This is a genomic window from Marinilactibacillus sp. Marseille-P9653 (genome assembly GCF_916618885.1).
Taxonomy (GTDB): domain Bacteria; phylum Bacillota; class Bacilli; order Lactobacillales; family Carnobacteriaceae_A; genus Marinilactibacillus.
This window is the reverse complement of record NZ_CAKAKH010000002.1, coordinates 243,544-262,622: the sequence shown is the minus strand read 5'-3', so window position 1 is coordinate 262,622 and position 19,079 is coordinate 243,544. Positions and strand designations below refer to the sequence as shown.

Sequence of the window (19,079 nt, the reverse complement as noted above, 5' to 3'; positions counted from 1 at the left end):
TATGATCGAGCTGATTAAAGGTGCTATTAAAGAAAAAGATGTTCGAACACGAGTGTTGTTCACTCTTGGAATTTTAGTTGTATTTCGTTTAGGTACCCATATAACGGTCCCTGGCGTAAATGCAAATGCACTTAACGATTTGTCTTCAACAGGTTTGTTTAACTTGTTGGATACATTCGGTGGGGGAGCCTTAGGGAGTTACTCAGTTTTCGCTCTAGGTGTTTCACCATACATCACGGCTTCGATCGTGGTTCAGCTTCTTCAAATGGATGTCCTTCCGAAATTCAAGGAATGGGCAGAACAAGGAGAAGTTGGTAGAAAGAAGCTTAATCAGGTAACTCGCTATTTAACAATTGTATTAGCTTTCTTCCAAGCTATGGGGATCTCTTACGGGTTCAATGCATTGACTGAATTTGGATTGGTAAACAATCCAGGACCGTCAACATACATTGCTATCGCAATTATGCTGACTGCAGGAACGATGCTTGTAATGTGGCTGGGTGAAATGATTACAGTGCATGGTTTCGGAAACGGAACATCGCTGATCATTTTCTCAGGTATCGTTGCACGTCTTCCAGAAGATATGGTTCAATTCTACAATATTCAAATCCGTAATGCTGGTGATGAAATCGTTCAAAGTCTCTTGTTTACTCTTGGAGTAATCATAGCTATGATCGTGCTCGTTATCGCTGTAACCTATATGGAGAATGCTAAACGCAATATACCTGTACGTTATTCTAAACGTGCAAGTGAAACAAAAGACGGTGCAGTATTGCCGCTTAAAGTCAACTCAGCAGGTGTTATCCCGGTTATCTTTGCGAGTTCATTCTTATCAACTCCTCAGATTATCCTAGGATATTTTGCCTCAAGTCATCAAAATGCTGGATGGTTCAAATTCTTGAATGGTATATTCAATCTACAAGAACCAGCTGGAGCTGCTTTGTATCTTCTGTTGATCGTCATATTCACGTATTTCTATGCGTTTATTCAGGTAAATCCTGAAAAAGCTGCTGAAAATCTTCAGAAACAAAATGGTTATATCCCTAGTATTCGTCCTGGTAAAGCCACGGAAGAATATCTTGGATACATGTTGATCAGACTGAGCACGGTTGGTGCTTTGTATTTAGGCGTCATATCTATACTTCCTATAATAGCTTCAGCGCTTTGGAATCTTCCTAGCTCACTTGCTCTTGGTGGTACAAGTCTACTAATCGTAGTCGGTGTAGCACTGGATTCAATGAGACAACTAGAAGGACTACTCAGTAAAAAAAGCTATCAAGGATTTATTCAAAGATAAAGTTGAATCTTTTATCCTTTGTACGAAAATAGACGATTTGCCCCATAGGTATTTATAGCCTCATCGATGGGTAAATCGATCTTTTTTTCCTAAGAATGAAAAAGTTAGGAATTAGTCAAGGAGGAAACAACCATGAATCTGATTCTTTTAGGCCTTCCAGGCGCAGGGAAAGGAACTCAAGCTTCACGTATTACAGAAACCTACGGGATACCTCATATATCCACAGGCGATATGTTCCGTGCAGCGATGAAAAACGAAACACCCTTAGGTAAGGAAGCTAAAAAGTTTATAGATGCTGGAGACCTCGTACCTGACGAAGTTACCAATGGTATCGTGAAAGAGCGTCTTGAAGAAGCAGATGCTCAGAACGGATTCTTATTGGATGGCTACCCGCGTACGTTGAATCAAGCAGATGCTTTGAAAAAAGCACTTAGCAGCTCTGGTCGTACCTTGGATAATGTGTTGTACATCAAAGTCGACAGAGATATCCTAATGGAACGTCTAACCGGTCGCTTCATCTGCTCTAATTGCGGAGCAACGTATCACAAACTGTTCAACTCAACGAAGGTTGAAGGAACATGTGATCAATGTGGCGGTCATGATTTTTATCAGCGTGAAGATGATAAACCAGAGACTGTTGAAAGACGTATCGAAGTAAATGAAGCACAGACAAAAGAACTTGCTGCATATTACGAAGAAGAAGGAATCGTAAGAAATATCAACGGAGAACAAAATCCGGATTCTGTATTTGAAGATATTCGAAATATTTTGAAATAGTCATATAAAAAGAGCTTGCAACAGCTTTTTTTGCGTGGTATAATATTTCGAGCGTCGTGTTGGCATGACGGTTAAACAAAACATTTATAATCAAGAAAATGTGAGAGCAGTCTGCCCTCACAATTTCATGCGTACAAAAGAGAGTCATTGAAGGAGGAAACTCGACATGGCAAAAGACGATGTTATTGAGATTGAAGGAAAAGTACTAGAAACCCTGCCAAATGCAAGTTTTAAAGTTGAACTTGAAAATGGTCACGAAATTCTAGCACATGTTTCGGGCAAAATTCGTATGAATTATATCCGTATTCTACCTGGAGATAAAGTAACTGTTGAAATGTCTCCATATGATCTAACTCGTGGACGCATTACGTATCGATTCAAATAACTTAAGACTCCGTAAAACCAAGGAGGGAAAGTTTCATGAAAGTAAGACCATCAGTCAAAAAAATGTGTGACAAATGTAAAGTGATTCGTCGTAACGGCCGTGTAATGGTTATCTGCGAGAATCCTAAACACAAGCAACGTCAAGGTTAATAAAAGAGGAGGTGCTCATATATGGCTCGTGTAGCAGGAGTAGATATTCCACGTGATAAACATGTGGTAATTTCATTAACTTATATTTATGGTATTGGTAAAACAACTTCTAAAGGTATTTTAGAAGCTGCAGGTGTTCCAGAAGAAACTCGCGTACGTGAATTGACAAATGATCAATTGGACGCGATCCGTGCTGAAGTAGACAAACTTAAAATTGAAGGTGACCTTCGTCGTGAAGTAAACCAAAACATTAAACGTTTGATTGAAATCGGATCATACCGTGGTATTCGTCACCGTCGTGGTTTGCCAGTTCGTGGACAAAACACTAAAAACAACGCTCGTACTCGTAAGGGTAAAGCAGTAGCAATCGCTGGGAAGAAAAAATAATTACCTAAAGTTAGGAGGTCAATATACGTATGGCTAAAGCAAATAGACCCGCAGCACGTTCTCGTAAAAAAAGAGCTAAAAAGAATATTGAACACGGAGTGGCTCACATCCGTTCAACATTCAACAACACAATCGTAATGATTACTGATGTTCATGGTAATGCAATTTCATGGTCTTCAGCAGGATCTTTAGGATTCAGAGGTTCTAAGAAATCAACTCCATTTGCTGCTCAAATGGCTGCAGAAGCAGCTGCAAAAGGCTCAATGGAAAATGGCATGAAATCAGTTGAGGTTACTGTTAAAGGACCTGGTTCTGGTCGTGAAGCTGCAATTCGTTCATTACAAGCAACAGGTTTAGACGTAACTGCAATTCGTGACGTAACTCCGGTACCACACAACGGATGTCGTCCTCCAAAACGCCGTCGCGTTTAATAGTAGTGACATTTAAAAAATATTGCGTGAACTGAACGTTTTGAAAGGGGTAAACGACTAGATGATCGAAATTGAAAAACCGGTAATAGAGACAGTTGAGATCAGTGAGGATGGAAAATTCGGTAAGTTTATTGTAGAACCACTTGAACGTGGCTATGGTACAACTCTAGGGAACTCTTTACGTAGAATTCTTTTATCATCCTTACCAGGTGCTGCCGTCACAAACATTCAGATCGATAGTGTTTTACATGAATTCACAGCGATCGATGGGGTAGTAGAAGATGTGACTGCCATCATCTTGAACTTGAAAAAACTTGCACTTAAGTTGTATTCTGATGAAACGAAAACGATTGAAATAGATGTTGAAGGACCAGCAACTGTAACAGCAGCTGACATTATTTATGACAGTGATGTTGAAATAATGAACCCAGACCTTTACATTTGTACAGTTTCCGAAGGCGGACATTTACATGCTCGTATGGAAGCTCAAAAAGGTAGAGGATATGTTCGCGCTGAACACAACAAACATGAAGATATGCCAATTGGTGTACTGCCGGTTGATTCGATTTATACCCCAATCAGCCGTGTGAATTATCATGTAGAAGATACTCGTGTAGGAGAGAAAAACCAGTTCGACAAGTTAACGCTTGACGTATGGACTGATGGATCGATCTCACCTGAGGATGGCGTGAGTTTAGCGGCGAAAATCATGACAGAACATTTAAATATCTTTGTTAACTTGACAGAAGAAGCTCGCGAAGCTGAAATTATGGTTGAAAAAGAAGAAACTCAGATGGAAAAAATGCTTGAGATGACTATCGAAGAGCTTGACTTATCTGTACGTTCTTACAACTGTTTGAAGCGCGCTGGTATTAATACTGTTCAAGAGCTGACAAATAAAACAGAACCAGAAATGATGAAGGTTCGTAACTTAGGACGTAAATCACTGGAAGAAGTAAAATATAAACTGGGTGAGCTTGATTTAGGCTTACGCGAAGAAGAATAATCTTGTAGTTAAGGAGGGTTTCGACTAATGGGCTATCGTAAATTAGGACGCACTAGTTCTCAACGTAAAGCATTGCTACGTGATCTAACGTCTGACTTAATTATTAACGAGCGTATCACTACGACTGAAACTCGTGCAAAAGAAGTATCTAAAATGACTGATAAAATGGTTACTTTGGGTAAACGTGGAGACTTGCACGCGCGTCGTCAAGCAGCAGCGTTTGTTCGTAATGAATTAGCAACTGTTTCAGAAACTGATGAAGAAATCGTAGTACAAACAGTTTTACAAAAATTGTTTAATGATTTAGCTCCTCGTTTCGCTGAGCGTAACGGTGGATATACTCGTGTTTTAAAAACAGAACCTCGTAGAGGAGATGGCGCTCCAATGGCTATCTTAGAATTCGTGGTTAAAGCAGAAACTGCTGAAACTGAAGCAGAAGAAGCTTAATTTAATTCATAAAAAAGAATTAAACCAAATTCACTTTTGGATGTATGATGGGCGTTATGATGATGGAACTTGTTTCCAAGTGTCTAGCTCAAGTTTCTCCCTTAGGACGTGTGCCTTTGGGAGGACCATATATCGTTTAAAGTGTTTTTTTTATATTCTTTTTTAAAAGTGCGCTTCTGTAGACTTACATAGTACGGACAGATCTATATTCATACATAGAATCAGGAACTAGGTTTGTTTGAATCACCGATTTTTGTTATCCTTATAACGTCGAAGTCTGTCAAGACACCTTTAAATAAGGTATAATAATCAAGTGTGTCTGATATTAAAAGAGTTTAACTTAACTCGAACTCACTACTCAAAGATAGAGGTTAAAACAATGAGTGAAATCATAAAAATAAATCATATTTCATATAAATATACCGATGAACAGACTCAAAATGCTTTAAATGATGTATCATTTACCATTGGTAAAGGTGAATGGATTGCGGTCATTGGGCCGAACGGTTCTGGTAAGTCGACACTTGCGAAGACGATCAATGGATTGATTGAACCGATGAGTGGAGATGTCCTTGTGGGCAATCTGGAATTAAATGAGCAGAATATCTGGTCGATTCGTGAAATGGTTGGTATGGTCTTTCAAAATCCAGATAATCAGTTTGTTGGATCGACTGTCCAGGATGATGTTGCCTTTGGATTAGAAAATCTAGGTGTTCCTAGAGAAGAGATGGTCGAACGTGTACTGGACGCATTAGACAAGGTCAATATGCTGGAGTTTGCTGAACGTGAGCCGGCTCGTCTTTCTGGGGGGCAGAAACAGCGTGTAGCGATTGCTGGGATTGTGGCTTTACGTCCGGATATTATGATATTAGATGAAGCGACAAGTATGCTGGATCCTAAGGGACGCGATGAAGTGCTAAGAACAGTTAAAGAAGTGAAAGAAAAAGAGAATTTAACAGTGATTTCTATTACACATGATATTGATGAGGCAGCATCTGCTAATCGTATTCTGGTGATGAAAGCTGGAGAATTGATCAAAGAAGGTACTCCAGAAGAGATTTTTTCTTATGGAGATCAGCTGATTGAGATGGGACTGGATCTTCCGTTTCCGGAAAAACTGAAGTCTTCTCTTAAAGACATTGGAATTACAGTACCGACAGATTATCTAACGGAGGAAGGCATGGTGGACTGGTTATGGACATACGGTTTGAAGAAGTAGGCTATACGTATCAGAAAGGGACACCTTTTCAAAGCCGTGCTTTGTACGATATCAATCTGTCTATAAATGATGGAAGTTTTACTGCATTAGTCGGTCATACCGGTAGTGGAAAATCGACAGTGCTTCAGCACCTGAATGCGTTGAAGAAACCAACTGAAGGATCCATTACCATCGGGGATAGAGTTGTTACGCCAACGACCGATAATAAAGGGTTGAAAGCTTTGCGTAAAAAGGTAGGAATCGTGTTTCAGTTTCCCGAGGCTCAGTTATTTGAAGAGACGATTGCAAAAGACATTGCCTTCGGCCCAAAGAATTTCGGGGTTAGTGAAGAAGAGGCCATTGAACGCGCACGAGTGCTTCTACCTCAAGTAGGTTTAAATGAAAGTTTTATGGAACGCTCGCCCTTTGATTTATCTGGCGGACAGATGCGCCGGGTAGCAATTGCTGGTGTGCTGGCGTTAGAGCCTGAAGTTCTGGTTTTAGATGAGCCGACTGCTGGCCTGGATCCTCAGGGACGTAAAGAAGTGATGGATATGTTTTATAATTTGTATAAGACGCAGGGGCTGACGATTGTTCTGGTCACGCATCAGATGGACGATGTAGCGCAATACGCGGATCATATGGTCGTGCTTGAAAAAGGAACCGTTAAAAAAGAAGGATCGCCTAGAGAGCTGTTTAAAGAGTCTGAGTGGTTGACGAGTATGCAGCTTGGGGTACCATCTACGGTTGCGTTTACGCATCAACTAGAATCTCGCTTCGGCTGGACATTTGAGTCACTACCGATGACGACAGATGAACTCGCTGCTCAAATCAAAGAGAAATTAGATGGAAATGATGGTGAAGAGCTGTGATGGATAAACTGATTTTCGGTCGGTATATTCCCGGCGATTCACTGATCCACCGATTAGATCCTAGAACGAAGTTGATGAGTGCGATGTTTTTCATCATTATCATCTTTCTGGCCAATAATCTTTGGACTTATCTGGCGCTGGCTATTTTCGTAGGCTTGGCTGTTAGTTTGTCGCAGATTTCTCTGAAGTTCTTTATCAATGGTATCAAGCCGCTTTTATGGCTGATTCTGTTTACTGTGATCTTGCAGGTACTCTTTACGAGTGGGCAGACGATCTTCTTTAGATGGGGACCGATTATCTTGTCTCAAGAAGGTCTGATCAATGGTGGATTCATCTTTATGAGATTTGTATTGATCATCTTTATGTCGACATTACTGACATTAACGACGATGCCCTTATCTTTATCAGATGCGATTGAGTATCTATTGAGACCTTTTGGTAAAGTCGGTGTTCCTGTTCATGAGATTGCACTGATGTTGTCGATTGCCTTACGTTTCGTACCGACACTGATGGATGAGACAGAGAAGATCATGAATGCACAGCGCGCACGTGGAATTGATTTTGGTGAAGGCAGTATCTATCAACAAATGAAATCAATCGTACCGTTGCTGATCCCGCTATTTGTGAGCTCATTTAACCGCGCTGAGGAACTTGCAACAGCGATGGAGGCTAGAGGATACAAGGGTGGCGAAGGGCGTACAAAGTACCGTCAATTGAACTGGCAGACAAAAGACTCGCTTGCTATGGGCACAATTGGCTTGCTTGTTGTTGTTTTGATATTATTTAGAACTTAAGGTGGGAAAGGATAAGGATGAAGGTCTTTATCCTTTTTCTGTATAGAAAAGTAAAGGAAGCTGTTGGATTTGGAAAATACAAGATACAGACTAAAACTGGCCTATGATGGTACACATTTTTCAGGGTTTCAAGTGCAGCCAAATAAAAGAACGGTGCAGGGAGAAATTGAAAAGGCGCTGAACACCATGTCTAAAGGGACTTTCATTCGCATCAAAGGAGCCGGAAGAACCGATGCAGGGGTCCATGCTAGAGGACAAGTCATTCATTTCGACTATCCAAAAGCTATTCCAGCTGAAGGGATGCTGCGTGCATTGAATGCACTGAGTCCAGATGATATCGTAGTATTTGAGTCGGATATCGTTGATGATCAGTTTCATTCTCAGTATCTGGCTAAGGGGAAAACGTATCAGTACCGTGTAGACAATCATAAACTGGAAGATCCATTTACACGCTTATACGCGCATCACCATCCTTTTGAAATGAATCTGGAGCGGACACAGCAAGCCTTGAAGTACTTAGAAGGAACGCACGATTTTACGAGTTTTGCTTCTGCCCAGTCAGATAAGGAAGACAAAACCAGAACCATTTATGAAGCAAGTGTTGAAATCGATGAGCGGACGGAGGAATGGGTCTTTACGTTCCGTGGAAATGGCTTTCTCTACAATATGATTCGGATTATTGTCGGAACGGTCCTGCAAGTTGCGGATGGTAGAAGACCGGTAGAGGATATCCCTAAAATCCTTGAAGCGAAGGACCGTACAGTCGCAGGACCAACCGTTGCCCCAAAAGGTTTATGTATGATGGAAGTTTACTACGAAGCCTGAACGAATCTAGTAGAAAGGGAGTACGAGGCAATGAAAATGAAGATCAATGGTCTTGAAGTCGATGTACAGTATACAACTAGTGAACAAAAAGATGTGCTATTGCCTTTACTAAATCAACTTGTGGCTTTAAGAGAAAAGAAAGATAGGCGGATTGTCGTTTATTTGGCGGCACCTCCTGGAACAGGGAAGACAACGGTGAGTCAGTATCTGGAAAAACTACATAAAGATCGAGCTTATCCTTTTACCTTTCAATCAATTTCTATTGACGGGTTTCATTTTGACGGTGCTTATTTAGCCGAGCACACGATTTTGATAGATGGAGTAGACGTATTTTTAAAAGAGGTTAAAGGTAGTCCAGAGTCATTTGATCTGAAATCACTCAAAAAGTCGCTGTCATTGCTTAAACAGTCTGAAGTGATTAAGTGGCCGATCTATGACAGAAAGCTACATGACGTCAGTTTTGAGCATTTGAGCGTGGATGCTGATATTGTGCTTATCGAAGGGAATTGGCTGCTTCTGGATGAACCAGGCTGGCGGGACCTAAAACAATTAGCAGATTTATCGATATTTATAAAGGCAAGAGAAGCCGTACTGGAACCACGCTTAATCCAGCGGAAAATGATGGGTGGATTGGGTAAAGAAGCCGCAGTTGCCTTCTATAAAAACAGCGATCAAAAGAATGTGAGAAGAGTGCTAAAGCATCACAGTGAACCAGATATATACTGGCGGATGCAAAAAGATGGCACGCTAAAGGGGTAAGTAGAGAGCTTTCATGAGACTTTAGAGACGTTAACCTGTTACCATAGTAGTGAAAAAGAACGAGTCTAAGTGATCGGAAAGGAATCTTACTATGAGAGAATGGATCAATCAATATGCCGAAGCTTATCCATTGATTGCTAACATCCTAATCTTTGCAGTGATCATCGTGTGTCTATTAATAATCAGAAAATTTGCATTGAATCGGTTATACAAACGATTCAATGAATCAGAGAACTAGTATGTGACTCGAAAAGTAGCTAAATGGTTGACCAATGCCATATTGGTTATTGCTTTTGTTTATATATTTGGAACGGATCTTAGTGGATTTACGACAGCGATAGGGCTTGCTGGAGCGGGGATTACGTATGCGTTAAGAGAAGTCATCGTGAGTTTTGCCGGATGGTTTGCGATTATGTTCGGTGATTTCTTTAAAACAGGAGATCGTGTACTGCTGGGCGGAACCAAAGGTGATGTTGTCGATATCGGTCTTTTGCGGACAACTTTGATGGAAATGGGTGAGTGGGTAGAAGGAGATCAGTATACTGGACGAATTGTTCGAGTAGCCAACAGTTATATCTTCACGTCTCCCGTCTACAACTATACTGCTGATTTCAAGTTCTTATGGGATGAAATTCATATTCTCATTCGCTTCAAGTCAGATATCAAACTCGCTAGAAAACTGGTGTTAGAGATAGCGGAAAAAGAAATTGGAACCTACAACGCTAAGGCCGAGGAAGACTGGGGAAATATGAAGCGTAGATACCGTATCGAAAATGCTTCACTTGAGCCACAAGTCTTTATTTCTTTTGATGATAACTGGATCACATTAAGTTTGCGGTACATTGTAGATACAAGAAAGAGACGGATTAGCAGAGATCATATTTTTATGTCGATTCTTGAGCGTTTTGGAGAATATGAAGATAGAATTGAACTCGCTTCTGAGACATTTGAAATTGTTCATGAGGAAACACCTAAAGAAGACCGAAATAGCTAGTCTCAAGTTTCGGTCACAGAATATAAATAAAGCGATTTGGGAGGCGAGAAATCCGCAGCTTCTAGGTCGCTTTTTTAGGCTTCGTTAAATGACCCGTTCTATACTTTTGCACCATAAAAACAGAAACAATATTTCTTTTTTCGGTGTACTTGTAAGAACTTAAACTCTGTAGGATTGGACACTACCATTTTTATTAAAGTGATATATACTGTATGTATCATAAATTTGTTAAAGGTGGTTCAAAGATGAAAATGCTTATAGGGATGTCAACGAGTAGCAATAGCAATCTGTCAGAGCTTGGTATTGTCTTGATCTTACTAGCAGCAGTAGTGGGATTCAATCTGCTGTACAGTGTGTTTTTAAAGAATAAAGTTAAATCAGAGACGTATCTTTTATTGAATTCCTTTTTATTAGTGATCGCAGCTGGCACACTACTCTTTCAGAGCGGAGTACTCATTGACAGATTCGGGATATCGGGTGACGGGTGGTCATCATTGGTATTTCTACTTGTTTTTATTTTGGGTGTAATTCATTTATTTGTGCACGAACATCAAGCAAAGCGTAAGCGACAGCGGCAAGAGACTAATTGATCTGATTGACTTTGTAATAGCGAGAATAAATATTTACGAAAGAAAACATCACTAGAAGTATTGCCAGAATAAACATAGTAGTGAAAGAGCGTTTGAAAGGTTTATGCATGATTAAACGCCATTCTGTAAAAGCAATCATTTGATTTTATGTATATCGTTAGTATACTCGAAGGGTATAGGAGAAGCCTATGATTTTTTTAATAGAATGAACTAAATCGTTTGAGAAGAAAGTGTGTACTCAAACAAATTCGTCTAGTTTAAGAAAGAACCTGTTTAGTAAGATACAAGGAGGATATTAAAATCTAAAAGGAGAGCTTATCAATGAAGTATGGAGAGGATTATAAAAAGATTCCGGTTTACAGTAAAGATTCTGGAAAAGGGACAGAATTCTTACCTGACGTCTATGTCTATGTCGATCAAATCGTTAATGTGCTTTTTATTGGAGATCCAAAAGAAGACTCATTTGTCATTGTGGACACAGGTATGTATGGTCGCTCCGACAAAATCATTGAAGCAGCTCAAGAACGGTTCGGGTCTGATGCAAAGCCTAAAGCGATTATACTGACTCATGGACATTTTGATCATGTTGGAACGGTTATTGATTTGATTGAGAAATGGGGTGCACCAGTATATGCAGCTGAACAGGAACTGCCTTACCTAACCGGTAAAAAAAGTTACCCTGAACCAGATTATCAGGCAGAAGGCGGATTAGTTTTAAAAACATCTAAATTCTTCCCGACAGATCCTATTGAATTAGATGACCGAATTCAATCGTTGCCGAAAGATGGAACCGTACCGTTTTTGCCGGAATTCAGATGGCTCTCAGTACCAGGGCATACTGAAGGGCAAGTCGCTTTATTTAGAGAAAGAGACAGCTTTTTAATTGCAGCTGATGCGTTTGTCACGACCAAACAAGAAAATTTGTATGATGTTTTGACCCAGAAAGAAATCGTCAGCGGACCGCCGCGCTATTTAACACCGGACTGGACGGCTGCTAAGGAATCAGTTATTAAATTGAAAGATCTCAGACCAGAGCATGCCGTGACAGGACATGGACATCCAATGAGTGGACAAAAATTGACTGACGGATTAAAAAATCTAGTTGATCATTGGGAAGAAGAAGCGCTACCGAGTCATGGCAAGTTCGTAGAGGATACAGAAAAATATTAAACAAAGTAATCAAGGAGCAGGGGTTAATCCTGTTCCTTTTTTTATGCCTGAATAGATTGGATAAATAAAGGAAACTAAAAATGCTCAATAAGTATGCCCTTGAAAAATCATACTTAAGACTGATTTAATATCAACGGCGACATTTTATACTAAGATGGTGCGAAAAAAATTGGAAATGAGAACCAAGAAAAAAATATAAAATGGAGTGTTGATAAATGAAACGTTTTAAAAAACAAAGAATGACGCCCATGACACAGATCAAACCTCTGGTAACTTCATTATTTGATACGAAAATAGAAAAAAGAAAGAAATGGATCGTACTCGGGATTCTCCTTTATATCATCAGTCCCATCGATATAGTTCCAGATTTTATTCCGGTGGTAGGATATGCAGATGATATTCTGATTCCGATTTTATTAATCATCGCAGAAAGAGTCCTTTCAAAAAATCAGAAGAGTATCGTTGAACGTGCAGAAAACGAAGCAGAACGATTTGATTCATAACGACTTGTAGACTATGAAAGAAGTCTTTTCTATTGGAGAAAGGGCTTCTTTTTTTTATCTATAGGTGCTCAATAATCTATCTACTAAAACTTTGACAATTTTATTGGAAAAAGATTGATATGGAGTTGACTTATCTATCCATTCGCGGTATTATGTTAAATGGTATTGTTTGCCACCATGATAAGCCCCGGAAACTTGTTAGGTCACAAACAAAACGAAGCTCTGATCAAGAAAGTTCTGGTACTATTCACAAGACTAAATACATTAGAGCAAGATTGAAATCACAATAACTGAAATCGAAAATGAATTTATGGAGGTCAAGATCGTGCGTACAACTTTTATGGCGAATGAAAGCAACATTGAGCGTAGATGGTTTGTAGTTGACGCTACAGATATCCCATTGGGACGTCTTTCAGCAGTCGTTGCATCTATTCTTCGCGGAAAAAACAAACCTACGTATACACCACACGTCGACACTGGCGATAACGTAATCGTAGTAAATGCTGAGAAAATCAAATTGACAGGTAACAAAGCTAGTGACAAGATCTATTCTCGTCACTCAGGATTCCCAGGTGGATTGAAACAAGTATCTGCTGGAACTCTACGTGCTGAAAAACCTGAAAGACTTATTGAATTGTCTATTAAAGGAATGCTTCCGCATAACTCTTTAGGACGTACTCAAGTTAAAAAATTACATGTATACGCTGGACCTGAGCACAAACACCAAGCTCAACTTCCAGAAACACTAGACATCACGAACTTAATTTAAGGAGGGACATTCATTGGCTCAAGTACAATATTTCGGAACTGGCCGTCGTAAAAACTCTACAGCTCGAGTAATCATGACTCCAGGTTCTGGTAAAATCACATTCAACGGTAAAGATATTACTGAATATTTAAACTTTGAACACTTGCACCTAATCGTAAGACAACCACTTGCTCTTACTGATACAGTTGAAAGCTATGACATTAAAGTCAACGTTCATGGTGGAGGATTTGCAGGACAAGCAGGCGCTGCTCGTCACGGAATCTCTCGTGCACTATTAACAGTAGACCCAGATTTCCGCGGAGCTCTTAAAGCGGCTGGACTATTAACGCGTGACCCTCGTATGGTTGAGCGTAAAAAACCAGGTCGTAAAAAAGCCCGTAAATCACCACAATTCTCAAAACGTTAATTTTTGGACCTGTTGCGAACTTGTTCGTTTACAGATACAATACAGAACGAAGAAAAAGCATTGGCATCTTGCTGATGCTTTTTTCTTTTATCAATAAAGGCGGTGGAAACAATGAGTCCAAAGGAAAAAATGTTAGAAATTATCAAGAACAAAAAAAGTGGCGGAAAAGCCGAGTACAACCGTACACCTAAAAACGACCAAAAATATATGCGAAAAGCTCCAGTTATTCATAAGAAATAACGGAGCAAGTTAGAGTTCGATCTATTATAGGACGCTTTCCTTTTGGGAAGTGTCTTTTTTGTAGGGTATGAAACCAAAATTTGTTAGTAACAGTTTATTCTTTGAACCAGGTCATCACATATTCTTCTTCAGAAGTTTGTTGGTCGATAGATTGTTCTTTAATAGAAAAATGATTCTTCAAATAGAAATCTACAGCATTCTGATTCTTTTTATAAACGGTTAATTGGATAAAATCTCTTTGATCTTTAACAAAATTGAGTAATGCTTTCCCATATCCCTCGCCTTGAACATTCAGATCAATAAACAGTGCAGCCAAATAATCGTCTACCAAGGAGACAAATCCTACAATGCCGTTCCCTTCTGATATAACATACGTTTCAGATAGCGGTAGGTACTTCTCTTTCATTACGACCTGCTGTTCTCTCCAGTAATCTGGTGCAATGAAATCATGGGCGTCAATCGAAGCCTCGTACCAGATATTTACTAGGTAATCTAGATCTGCTTGATAGTTTTCTCTAATATGCATAAGATGATTAAAGTCCTCTCTAAAATTTAAATTAGGTGCTTTACAAATAGTATAGCAAGTTAAGCGATGATTGAGTATACTAAAGAAAAAATACTGCGAGGTTAGAGATAATGATAGAATATGAGATAACAGAAGAAGATTACATAAATTTTAATTTACATCATGTACAAAACTCTCCTTCTCAAAAGAAACTCTTTAATTTAGTTGCATATATACTACCAGTACTGCTTGTACCAGGGGTTTATTTTCTTGGAACTGAAATATTTGAACAATCAGGTTTGTATTGGGCGATAATGGCAGTAGGGATTTATGTGTTATGGATATATGTTTATCCAAAAATTTATAGGAAAACACTTAAAAATCAATCTTTAAAGTTACTGAAAGAAGGAGATAATTCTTCACTTTTTGGGAAAAAGAAACTGAATATTATGGAAGACCCATGGCTTGTCATAGAAGAAGATATGACATCATCATTACCTAAATCTAGAATCAAAGAAGTTAAAGAATATGACGACATGATTCTGCTTTATTTAAGTGCTGTTTCTGTGCATATCATTCCTAAAAGATATTTAAGTGAAAAAGATATAAGTAATATACGTACTATTTTAGAATAAACATTGAGGAATCCTATCTGTTGATTACCCTAAATTCGTTGAAGCGCAAGGTTTTACAGTTAAAGAAATCAGTGAGTTATAAGAACGTTATGAAGCACAAGACCTTATTCCTTTCAGCCAATTCCTAGAAGAAGGATTAGAGGCTAAAGTATACGAGCGTGGAGGAAAGTCGATACAAGACGATTCAATCGTTAATACGGAAGGTCAAATTTAAGGAAAGTCTTTAAAGAACCTCACTCGTTGGGGTTCTTTTCTTATAATTAGAGCACATGTTTATACTGAAGAAAACTTTTGAGTGTAATTACAAAATAATAAATCATTAAATTTCACTTCTATTTTTTGAATCCGTTAAGTTTAGCGTGCACTTTTCCACGCAGCCGTTGAAAAAGCAAAAACTGACGGCGTGATTGTTCCATACTTTTATATCGTTTACGATTCTTTTTATAGAATTGCTGGTGATAGTTTTCTGCAGGCCAGAAGGTACTGGCTGGTTCAATTGCAGTAACGATTGGCTTCGTATATTTGTTCGAGTCGATTACACGTTTTTTGGATTCCGTTGCAATTTTGTGTTGTGCTTCATTGCGGTAAAATATAATTGGACGGTAACGTTCACCACGGTCTGCGAACTGGCCATGTGCGTCGGTAGGGTCTGTTAGCTGCCAGTAAAGGTCCACAAGATCGGCGTACTGAATCATGCGTGTATCAAAAATAATTTCCACAGCTTCTACATGTCCTGTATAATCACCGCTGACTTGGTCATAAGTAGGGTGGTCAACGTTTCCACCGGTATAGCCAGACAATACGGATAGTATACCCTCACGTGTTTCAAATGGTTCTACCATACACCAGAAACAACCACCAGCAAAAATGGCACTGTCCTGATTATTTTTATCGTCAACGGTGTGTTTATCTATATCAAACAAAGTATCTGTTTTTAAATTACCAGTGATCAGGTTATAAAAATCCATCACGTCAGGTGTAAGGTTACTTCTCAGCGCTAAGGGACGTAGATCGGCTTCAATTTGTGAAAGATGACTCTCCACACTTCTTCCATCATCCAGGCGATCTTTTGTTTCTGACAGCAAGGAACGTTCCCAATCACGTGTCGCTGGATTAAGGATCAGGTTATAAAGAGTAGTAATTAAATCATTAGTAGTTATTTTCATAGAGAAATGCTCCTTGTTATGAGATGAAGTATTTTCTTATTTAGGTAATTTATATACCTTTATAAAGTTATTAAATAATTCTATAATTTTAGTCAAGTCCAGACTTCTGTGTAAAATGTACGATACTTTGTTTTAGTCCGATCAGTTTGATTCAAACTGGATATATTTTCTCGGAGAACTGATCCAGTTTTCATGCACGTCCATCAGGACGGCTCCAATTAAACGATTAGCTGAAGCCCTGTTGGGGAAATACGGATGACTTTTTCTCTCCGTCTGACTTCCTCATTCAATCGTTCGAGTAGATTCGTGCTCTTCAATCGGTTGTGGCTTTTGCCTAAAACAGTGTACTGGAAGGCATCTTCGAAACCTTCATCTAGTGTTCTACAGGCCTTTTGATACTTTACTTGATCAGCGTATTCTTCAATCAACGCATTTTTAGCCTTACGGGCTAAATGAATATCTGAGAATTTGAAGATCGTTTTGACTGCTTCTCGAAAGGGTTTAGAACCTTTCTTAGGAACGGTACTTAAAATGTTTCGCATAAAGTGAACCTGACATCTCTGCCATGAAGCGTGAGTGAAGGAAGTTTGAATAGCGGACACAAGTCCTTTATGCGCATCAGAAATCACGAGCTTGATTCCTGATAGTCCTCTATTTTTCAGATAGTCGAAAAAATTCGACCAGGTTTCATGACTTTCTTCATTTTGAAGCATAAAGCCAATGATCTGGCGATCACCTTCTTCTGTAATCCCTATAGCGATATGGCAGCTTTGAGATAGGACACGCTGTTCTACTCGTGCTTTTATGTAGAGAACGTCTACCATGAGGTAAGGGAACTTCGTTCCTGTCAGTGTTCGATTCTGCCATTCTTTAACGATCGGATCTAATTGAGTGGTCAGAGAAGAAACAAAAGACTTAGAGACTGATTTTCCACACAATTCTTCTACGATCTGAGAGACTTCTGACACATACATCTCTAGCATAGAAGCTAGCAAGGCCTTTTCATTCCGTTGATACCGCTCAAAAACAGTCGGAGAAAAGACACCGTCTCTTGTCCTTGGAACCTTAAGTTCCAATGTTCCTACGCGTGTTGTCAATGCTCTTTCGTAGTAGCCATTTCGCTGTCCCGTTCGATTCTCGGATCGTTCGTAACCCTCAGCCTGAATAAATTCCGTTCGTTGGTGCTCCATTAATTGATTAAAGACGGTCGTTAAAATCAGCTTTGAAGCATCGTCTTTCACACTACTGTCAATTAATGCTTGTATCTGTTTCGGTTCTAGGTTAATCTGTAGATGTTGGGTCATATGATTGCCTCCAGGTATGTTTTTAGTGGTTAAAAACATTGTACCGTACAGGCGATCATATGGCCTTTCTTTTTACACAATTATATGGACTTTATCATAATTTTGAAACACTATTTAAATTTAGCAATTACTAGATAGTTAAAATTTAAAAATCAGGAAAAGCGTTTGTTTGTGTATCGCAATATGCTAGTATTAAAAATAAAATAGTTGATGGGAGAGTGTTTTATGGATGAAAAATTAAAAGAAACGGAAGAGCTTTTTTTAACTAACTATTTTACGTCTAATGACAAAAAATTATTTCAAGGTTCTCATATGGTATTTTATGAAGATGACATTACCAATAGACTAGTTGACCCCGAAACTAACGAAAATATCTCACAGATTGAATTTAATGAAAAAATAAAATTAGAAGTAAGTAAATTTATGAATGAACCTTTTGAAAATGTAGTAGTACTAGCTGGAGCAGGGGCATCTGTTGTTAGCAATGATACAGGAATTGACTCTGATTTCGGGAAAACTGTAGCAATGATTGCAGAAGATATTGCTGGAAAACTAAATGTGGAAGATGATCTTTTTTCGCTACAAGAATTAGCTTTTATGAGTAACTACAAGGAAGCTGTTTTTTGTGAAGAATGTGGGCAATTCAATAACAAGTTTGACTTAGAAGAATTTCTGTCTAATTTGTTGACGTTTGAGCAATTTGTTGATAAAAAAGATGAAGATAAATTAATTAGCTCCAAAAACAAGATTTTTGACTGCATAATTGAAAACACTAACTATGGATATGATAATGAAAAGATGAGACATGCTGCATTGCTAAAAGTCCTATCTAAAAGGGTAAAAGATTCTAATAAACTTACAGTTGTTACTACCAATTATGATACGCTGTTTGAAGAGGCATCTGAGTATTTGGGATTTACAGTAATTGACGGGTTCACTTTTTCATATAACCCTTACTTCGATAGTGACATATTTGAGTGGAATTTGGTGAAAAGTATACCACATAAGAAAACAAACGAGTTAGAATATAAAAAAAATATTATAAATTTGTTAAAAATTCATGGGTCTCTTACTTGGGAATACTCCGAATATGAAACAAGAATAAATAGAAAAGATAAGTTAGAGGTTAAAACTCCTATAATGATATTTCCTAGTTCTAATAAATACATGCAAAGTTACGAAAATCCATATTTTGAATTGTTCTCCAAATTTCAAGAATTACTTAGAAGACCTAATACTTTACTTGTAACTACAGGGTTCAGCTTTGCTGATAATCATATTGCTAAAATGGTTATCCAAGCACTCAAGCATAACACAGGCTTAACAGTTTTGGTTAGTGACTACGATATTCAACAAAATCACCAGAATTGGAAGGATCTAGATGGATTAAGAAGAGAGCATTTTCGTATTGCATTTTTAAAGGCGAGTTTGAACGATAAATTGGATGAATATCTGAAGTAGAAAGGAGGG

The 19,079-nt window shown here is 38.7% G+C and carries 25 protein-coding genes and 1 pseudogene; 23 read left to right on the top strand and 3 right to left on the bottom strand.

What is annotated here, in order from left to right; genetic code table 11:
• The first annotated feature begins 1 nt into the window (after nt 1).
• The 21 genes from secY to LG377_RS12480 all read left to right on the top strand — a co-directional run bounded on the left by secY (nt 2) and on the right by LG377_RS12480 (nt 13,999).
• A complete protein-coding gene (gene secY, locus LG377_RS11770; protein WP_225744911.1) occupies nt 2-1,297 on the top strand; it encodes a preprotein translocase subunit SecY in 1,296 nt (431 codons plus the stop codon).
• A gap of 132 nt (nt 1,298-1,429) precedes the next feature.
• Entirely contained in the window at nt 1,430-2,074 is a 645-nt protein-coding gene (locus tag LG377_RS11765) for an adenylate kinase (RefSeq protein ID WP_225744910.1), read from the top strand.
• A 166-nt stretch (nt 2,075-2,240) separates the two neighbouring features.
• The gene (gene infA, locus LG377_RS11760) at nt 2,241-2,459 is read left to right on the top strand and encodes a translation initiation factor IF-1 (protein ID WP_072693455.1); all 219 of its coding nucleotides are present in this window, start codon (nt 2,241-2,243) and stop codon (nt 2,457-2,459) included.
• Nucleotides 2,460-2,494: 35 nt separating this feature from the next.
• Nucleotides 2,495-2,608, top strand: a complete 114-nt coding sequence (gene rpmJ, locus LG377_RS11755; protein WP_034299928.1) for a 50S ribosomal protein L36 — start codon at nt 2,495-2,497, stop codon at nt 2,606-2,608.
• Nucleotides 2,609-2,629: 21 nt separating this feature from the next.
• On the top strand, nt 2,630-2,995 hold the full coding sequence (gene rpsM, locus LG377_RS11750; protein WP_220727144.1) for a 30S ribosomal protein S13: 366 nt from the start codon (nt 2,630-2,632) through the stop codon (nt 2,993-2,995).
• Nucleotides 2,996-3,024: 29 nt separating this feature from the next.
• The gene (rpsK, locus tag LG377_RS11745) at nt 3,025-3,426 is read left to right on the top strand and encodes a 30S ribosomal protein S11 (RefSeq protein WP_225744909.1); all 402 of its coding nucleotides are present in this window, start codon (nt 3,025-3,027) and stop codon (nt 3,424-3,426) included.
• Between the two features lie 61 nt (nt 3,427-3,487).
• The gene (locus LG377_RS11740; RefSeq protein WP_225744908.1) at nt 3,488-4,432 is read left to right on the top strand and encodes a DNA-directed RNA polymerase subunit alpha; all 945 of its coding nucleotides are present in this window, start codon (nt 3,488-3,490) and stop codon (nt 4,430-4,432) included.
• 27 nt (nt 4,433-4,459) lie between these two features.
• The gene (rplQ, locus tag LG377_RS11735) at nt 4,460-4,879 is read left to right on the top strand and encodes a 50S ribosomal protein L17 (protein WP_225744907.1); all 420 of its coding nucleotides are present in this window, start codon (nt 4,460-4,462) and stop codon (nt 4,877-4,879) included.
• 379 nt (nt 4,880-5,258) lie between these two features.
• Nucleotides 5,259-6,098, top strand: a complete 840-nt coding sequence (locus tag LG377_RS11730) for an energy-coupling factor ABC transporter ATP-binding protein (RefSeq protein ID WP_225744906.1) — start codon at nt 5,259-5,261, stop codon at nt 6,096-6,098.
• On the top strand, nt 6,074-6,949 hold the full coding sequence (locus LG377_RS11725) for an energy-coupling factor ABC transporter ATP-binding protein (RefSeq protein WP_225744905.1): 876 nt from the start codon (nt 6,074-6,076) through the stop codon (nt 6,947-6,949). The genes LG377_RS11730 and LG377_RS11725 overlap by 25 nt, the downstream gene beginning before the upstream one ends.
• Nucleotides 6,946-7,743: an energy-coupling factor transporter transmembrane protein EcfT gene (locus LG377_RS11720; RefSeq protein WP_225744904.1), complete on the top strand. Its 798-nt coding sequence runs from the start codon at nt 6,946-6,948 to the stop codon at nt 7,741-7,743. The genes LG377_RS11725 and LG377_RS11720 overlap by 4 nt, the downstream gene beginning before the upstream one ends.
• 69 nt (nt 7,744-7,812) lie before the next feature.
• Nucleotides 7,813-8,568: a tRNA pseudouridine(38-40) synthase TruA gene (truA, locus tag LG377_RS11715; RefSeq protein WP_225744903.1), complete on the top strand. Its 756-nt coding sequence runs from the start codon at nt 7,813-7,815 to the stop codon at nt 8,566-8,568.
• Between the two features lie 30 nt (nt 8,569-8,598).
• The gene (locus LG377_RS11710) at nt 8,599-9,327 is read left to right on the top strand and encodes a nucleoside/nucleotide kinase family protein (RefSeq protein WP_225744902.1); all 729 of its coding nucleotides are present in this window, start codon (nt 8,599-8,601) and stop codon (nt 9,325-9,327) included.
• A gap of 91 nt (nt 9,328-9,418) precedes the next feature.
• Complete coding sequence (locus LG377_RS11705) at nt 9,419-9,565, top strand: hypothetical protein (RefSeq protein ID WP_225744901.1); 147 nt, start codon at nt 9,419-9,421, stop codon at nt 9,563-9,565.
• 3 nt (nt 9,566-9,568) lie between these two features.
• Complete coding sequence (locus tag LG377_RS11700) at nt 9,569-10,321, top strand: mechanosensitive ion channel family protein (protein ID WP_225744900.1); 753 nt, start codon at nt 9,569-9,571, stop codon at nt 10,319-10,321.
• Nucleotides 10,322-10,566: 245 nt separating this feature from the next.
• Nucleotides 10,567-10,911, top strand: a complete 345-nt coding sequence (locus LG377_RS11695; RefSeq protein WP_225744899.1) for a hypothetical protein — start codon at nt 10,567-10,569, stop codon at nt 10,909-10,911.
• A 321-nt stretch (nt 10,912-11,232) separates the two neighbouring features.
• Nucleotides 11,233-12,081, top strand: coding sequence for an MBL fold metallo-hydrolase (locus LG377_RS11690; protein WP_225744898.1), 849 nt, complete (start codon nt 11,233-11,235; stop codon nt 12,079-12,081).
• A gap of 215 nt (nt 12,082-12,296) precedes the next feature.
• Nucleotides 12,297-12,584 (top strand): YkvA family protein, encoded by a 288-nt coding sequence (locus tag LG377_RS11685; RefSeq protein WP_225744897.1) that lies wholly within the window; start codon nt 12,297-12,299, stop codon nt 12,582-12,584.
• Nucleotides 12,585-12,909: 325 nt separating this feature from the next.
• Complete coding sequence (gene rplM, locus LG377_RS11680; RefSeq protein WP_305067567.1) at nt 12,910-13,353, top strand: 50S ribosomal protein L13; 444 nt, start codon at nt 12,910-12,912, stop codon at nt 13,351-13,353.
• A gap of 13 nt (nt 13,354-13,366) precedes the next feature.
• Nucleotides 13,367-13,759 (top strand): 30S ribosomal protein S9, encoded by a 393-nt coding sequence (rpsI, locus tag LG377_RS11675; protein ID WP_208559754.1) that lies wholly within the window; start codon nt 13,367-13,369, stop codon nt 13,757-13,759.
• Between the two features lie 111 nt (nt 13,760-13,870).
• A complete protein-coding gene (locus LG377_RS12480) occupies nt 13,871-13,999 on the top strand; it encodes a hypothetical protein (protein WP_255612830.1) in 129 nt (42 codons plus the stop codon).
• 94 nt (nt 14,000-14,093) lie between these two features.
• Here LG377_RS12480 and LG377_RS11670 read toward each other — a convergent pair whose 3' ends face one another.
• Nucleotides 14,094-14,525, bottom strand: a complete 432-nt coding sequence (locus tag LG377_RS11670; protein WP_225744895.1) for an N-acetyltransferase — start codon at nt 14,523-14,525, stop codon at nt 14,094-14,096.
• Between the two features lie 110 nt (nt 14,526-14,635).
• On the opposite strand from LG377_RS11670, the gene LG377_RS11665 reads away from it, so the two are divergent.
• Nucleotides 14,636-15,139, top strand: coding sequence for a YcxB family protein (locus LG377_RS11665; RefSeq protein WP_225744894.1), 504 nt, complete (start codon nt 14,636-14,638; stop codon nt 15,137-15,139).
• 332 nt (nt 15,140-15,471) lie between these two features.
• Here LG377_RS11665 and msrA read toward each other — a convergent pair whose 3' ends face one another.
• Together msrA and LG377_RS11655 are read right to left on the bottom strand one after the other, a co-directional pair.
• Complete coding sequence (msrA, locus tag LG377_RS11660; RefSeq protein WP_225744893.1) at nt 15,472-16,305, bottom strand: peptide-methionine (S)-S-oxide reductase MsrA; 834 nt, start codon at nt 16,303-16,305, stop codon at nt 15,472-15,474.
• A gap of 141 nt (nt 16,306-16,446) precedes the next feature.
• Nucleotides 16,447-17,609, bottom strand: a pseudogene (locus tag LG377_RS11655) (IS256 family transposase).
• Nucleotides 17,610-17,834: 225 nt separating this feature from the next.
• Between LG377_RS11655 and LG377_RS11650 the strand changes: the two are divergent.
• The gene (locus LG377_RS11650; RefSeq protein WP_225744892.1) at nt 17,835-19,070 is read left to right on the top strand and encodes an SIR2 family protein; all 1,236 of its coding nucleotides are present in this window, start codon (nt 17,835-17,837) and stop codon (nt 19,068-19,070) included.
• Nucleotides 19,071-19,079: the final 9 nt, after the last annotated feature.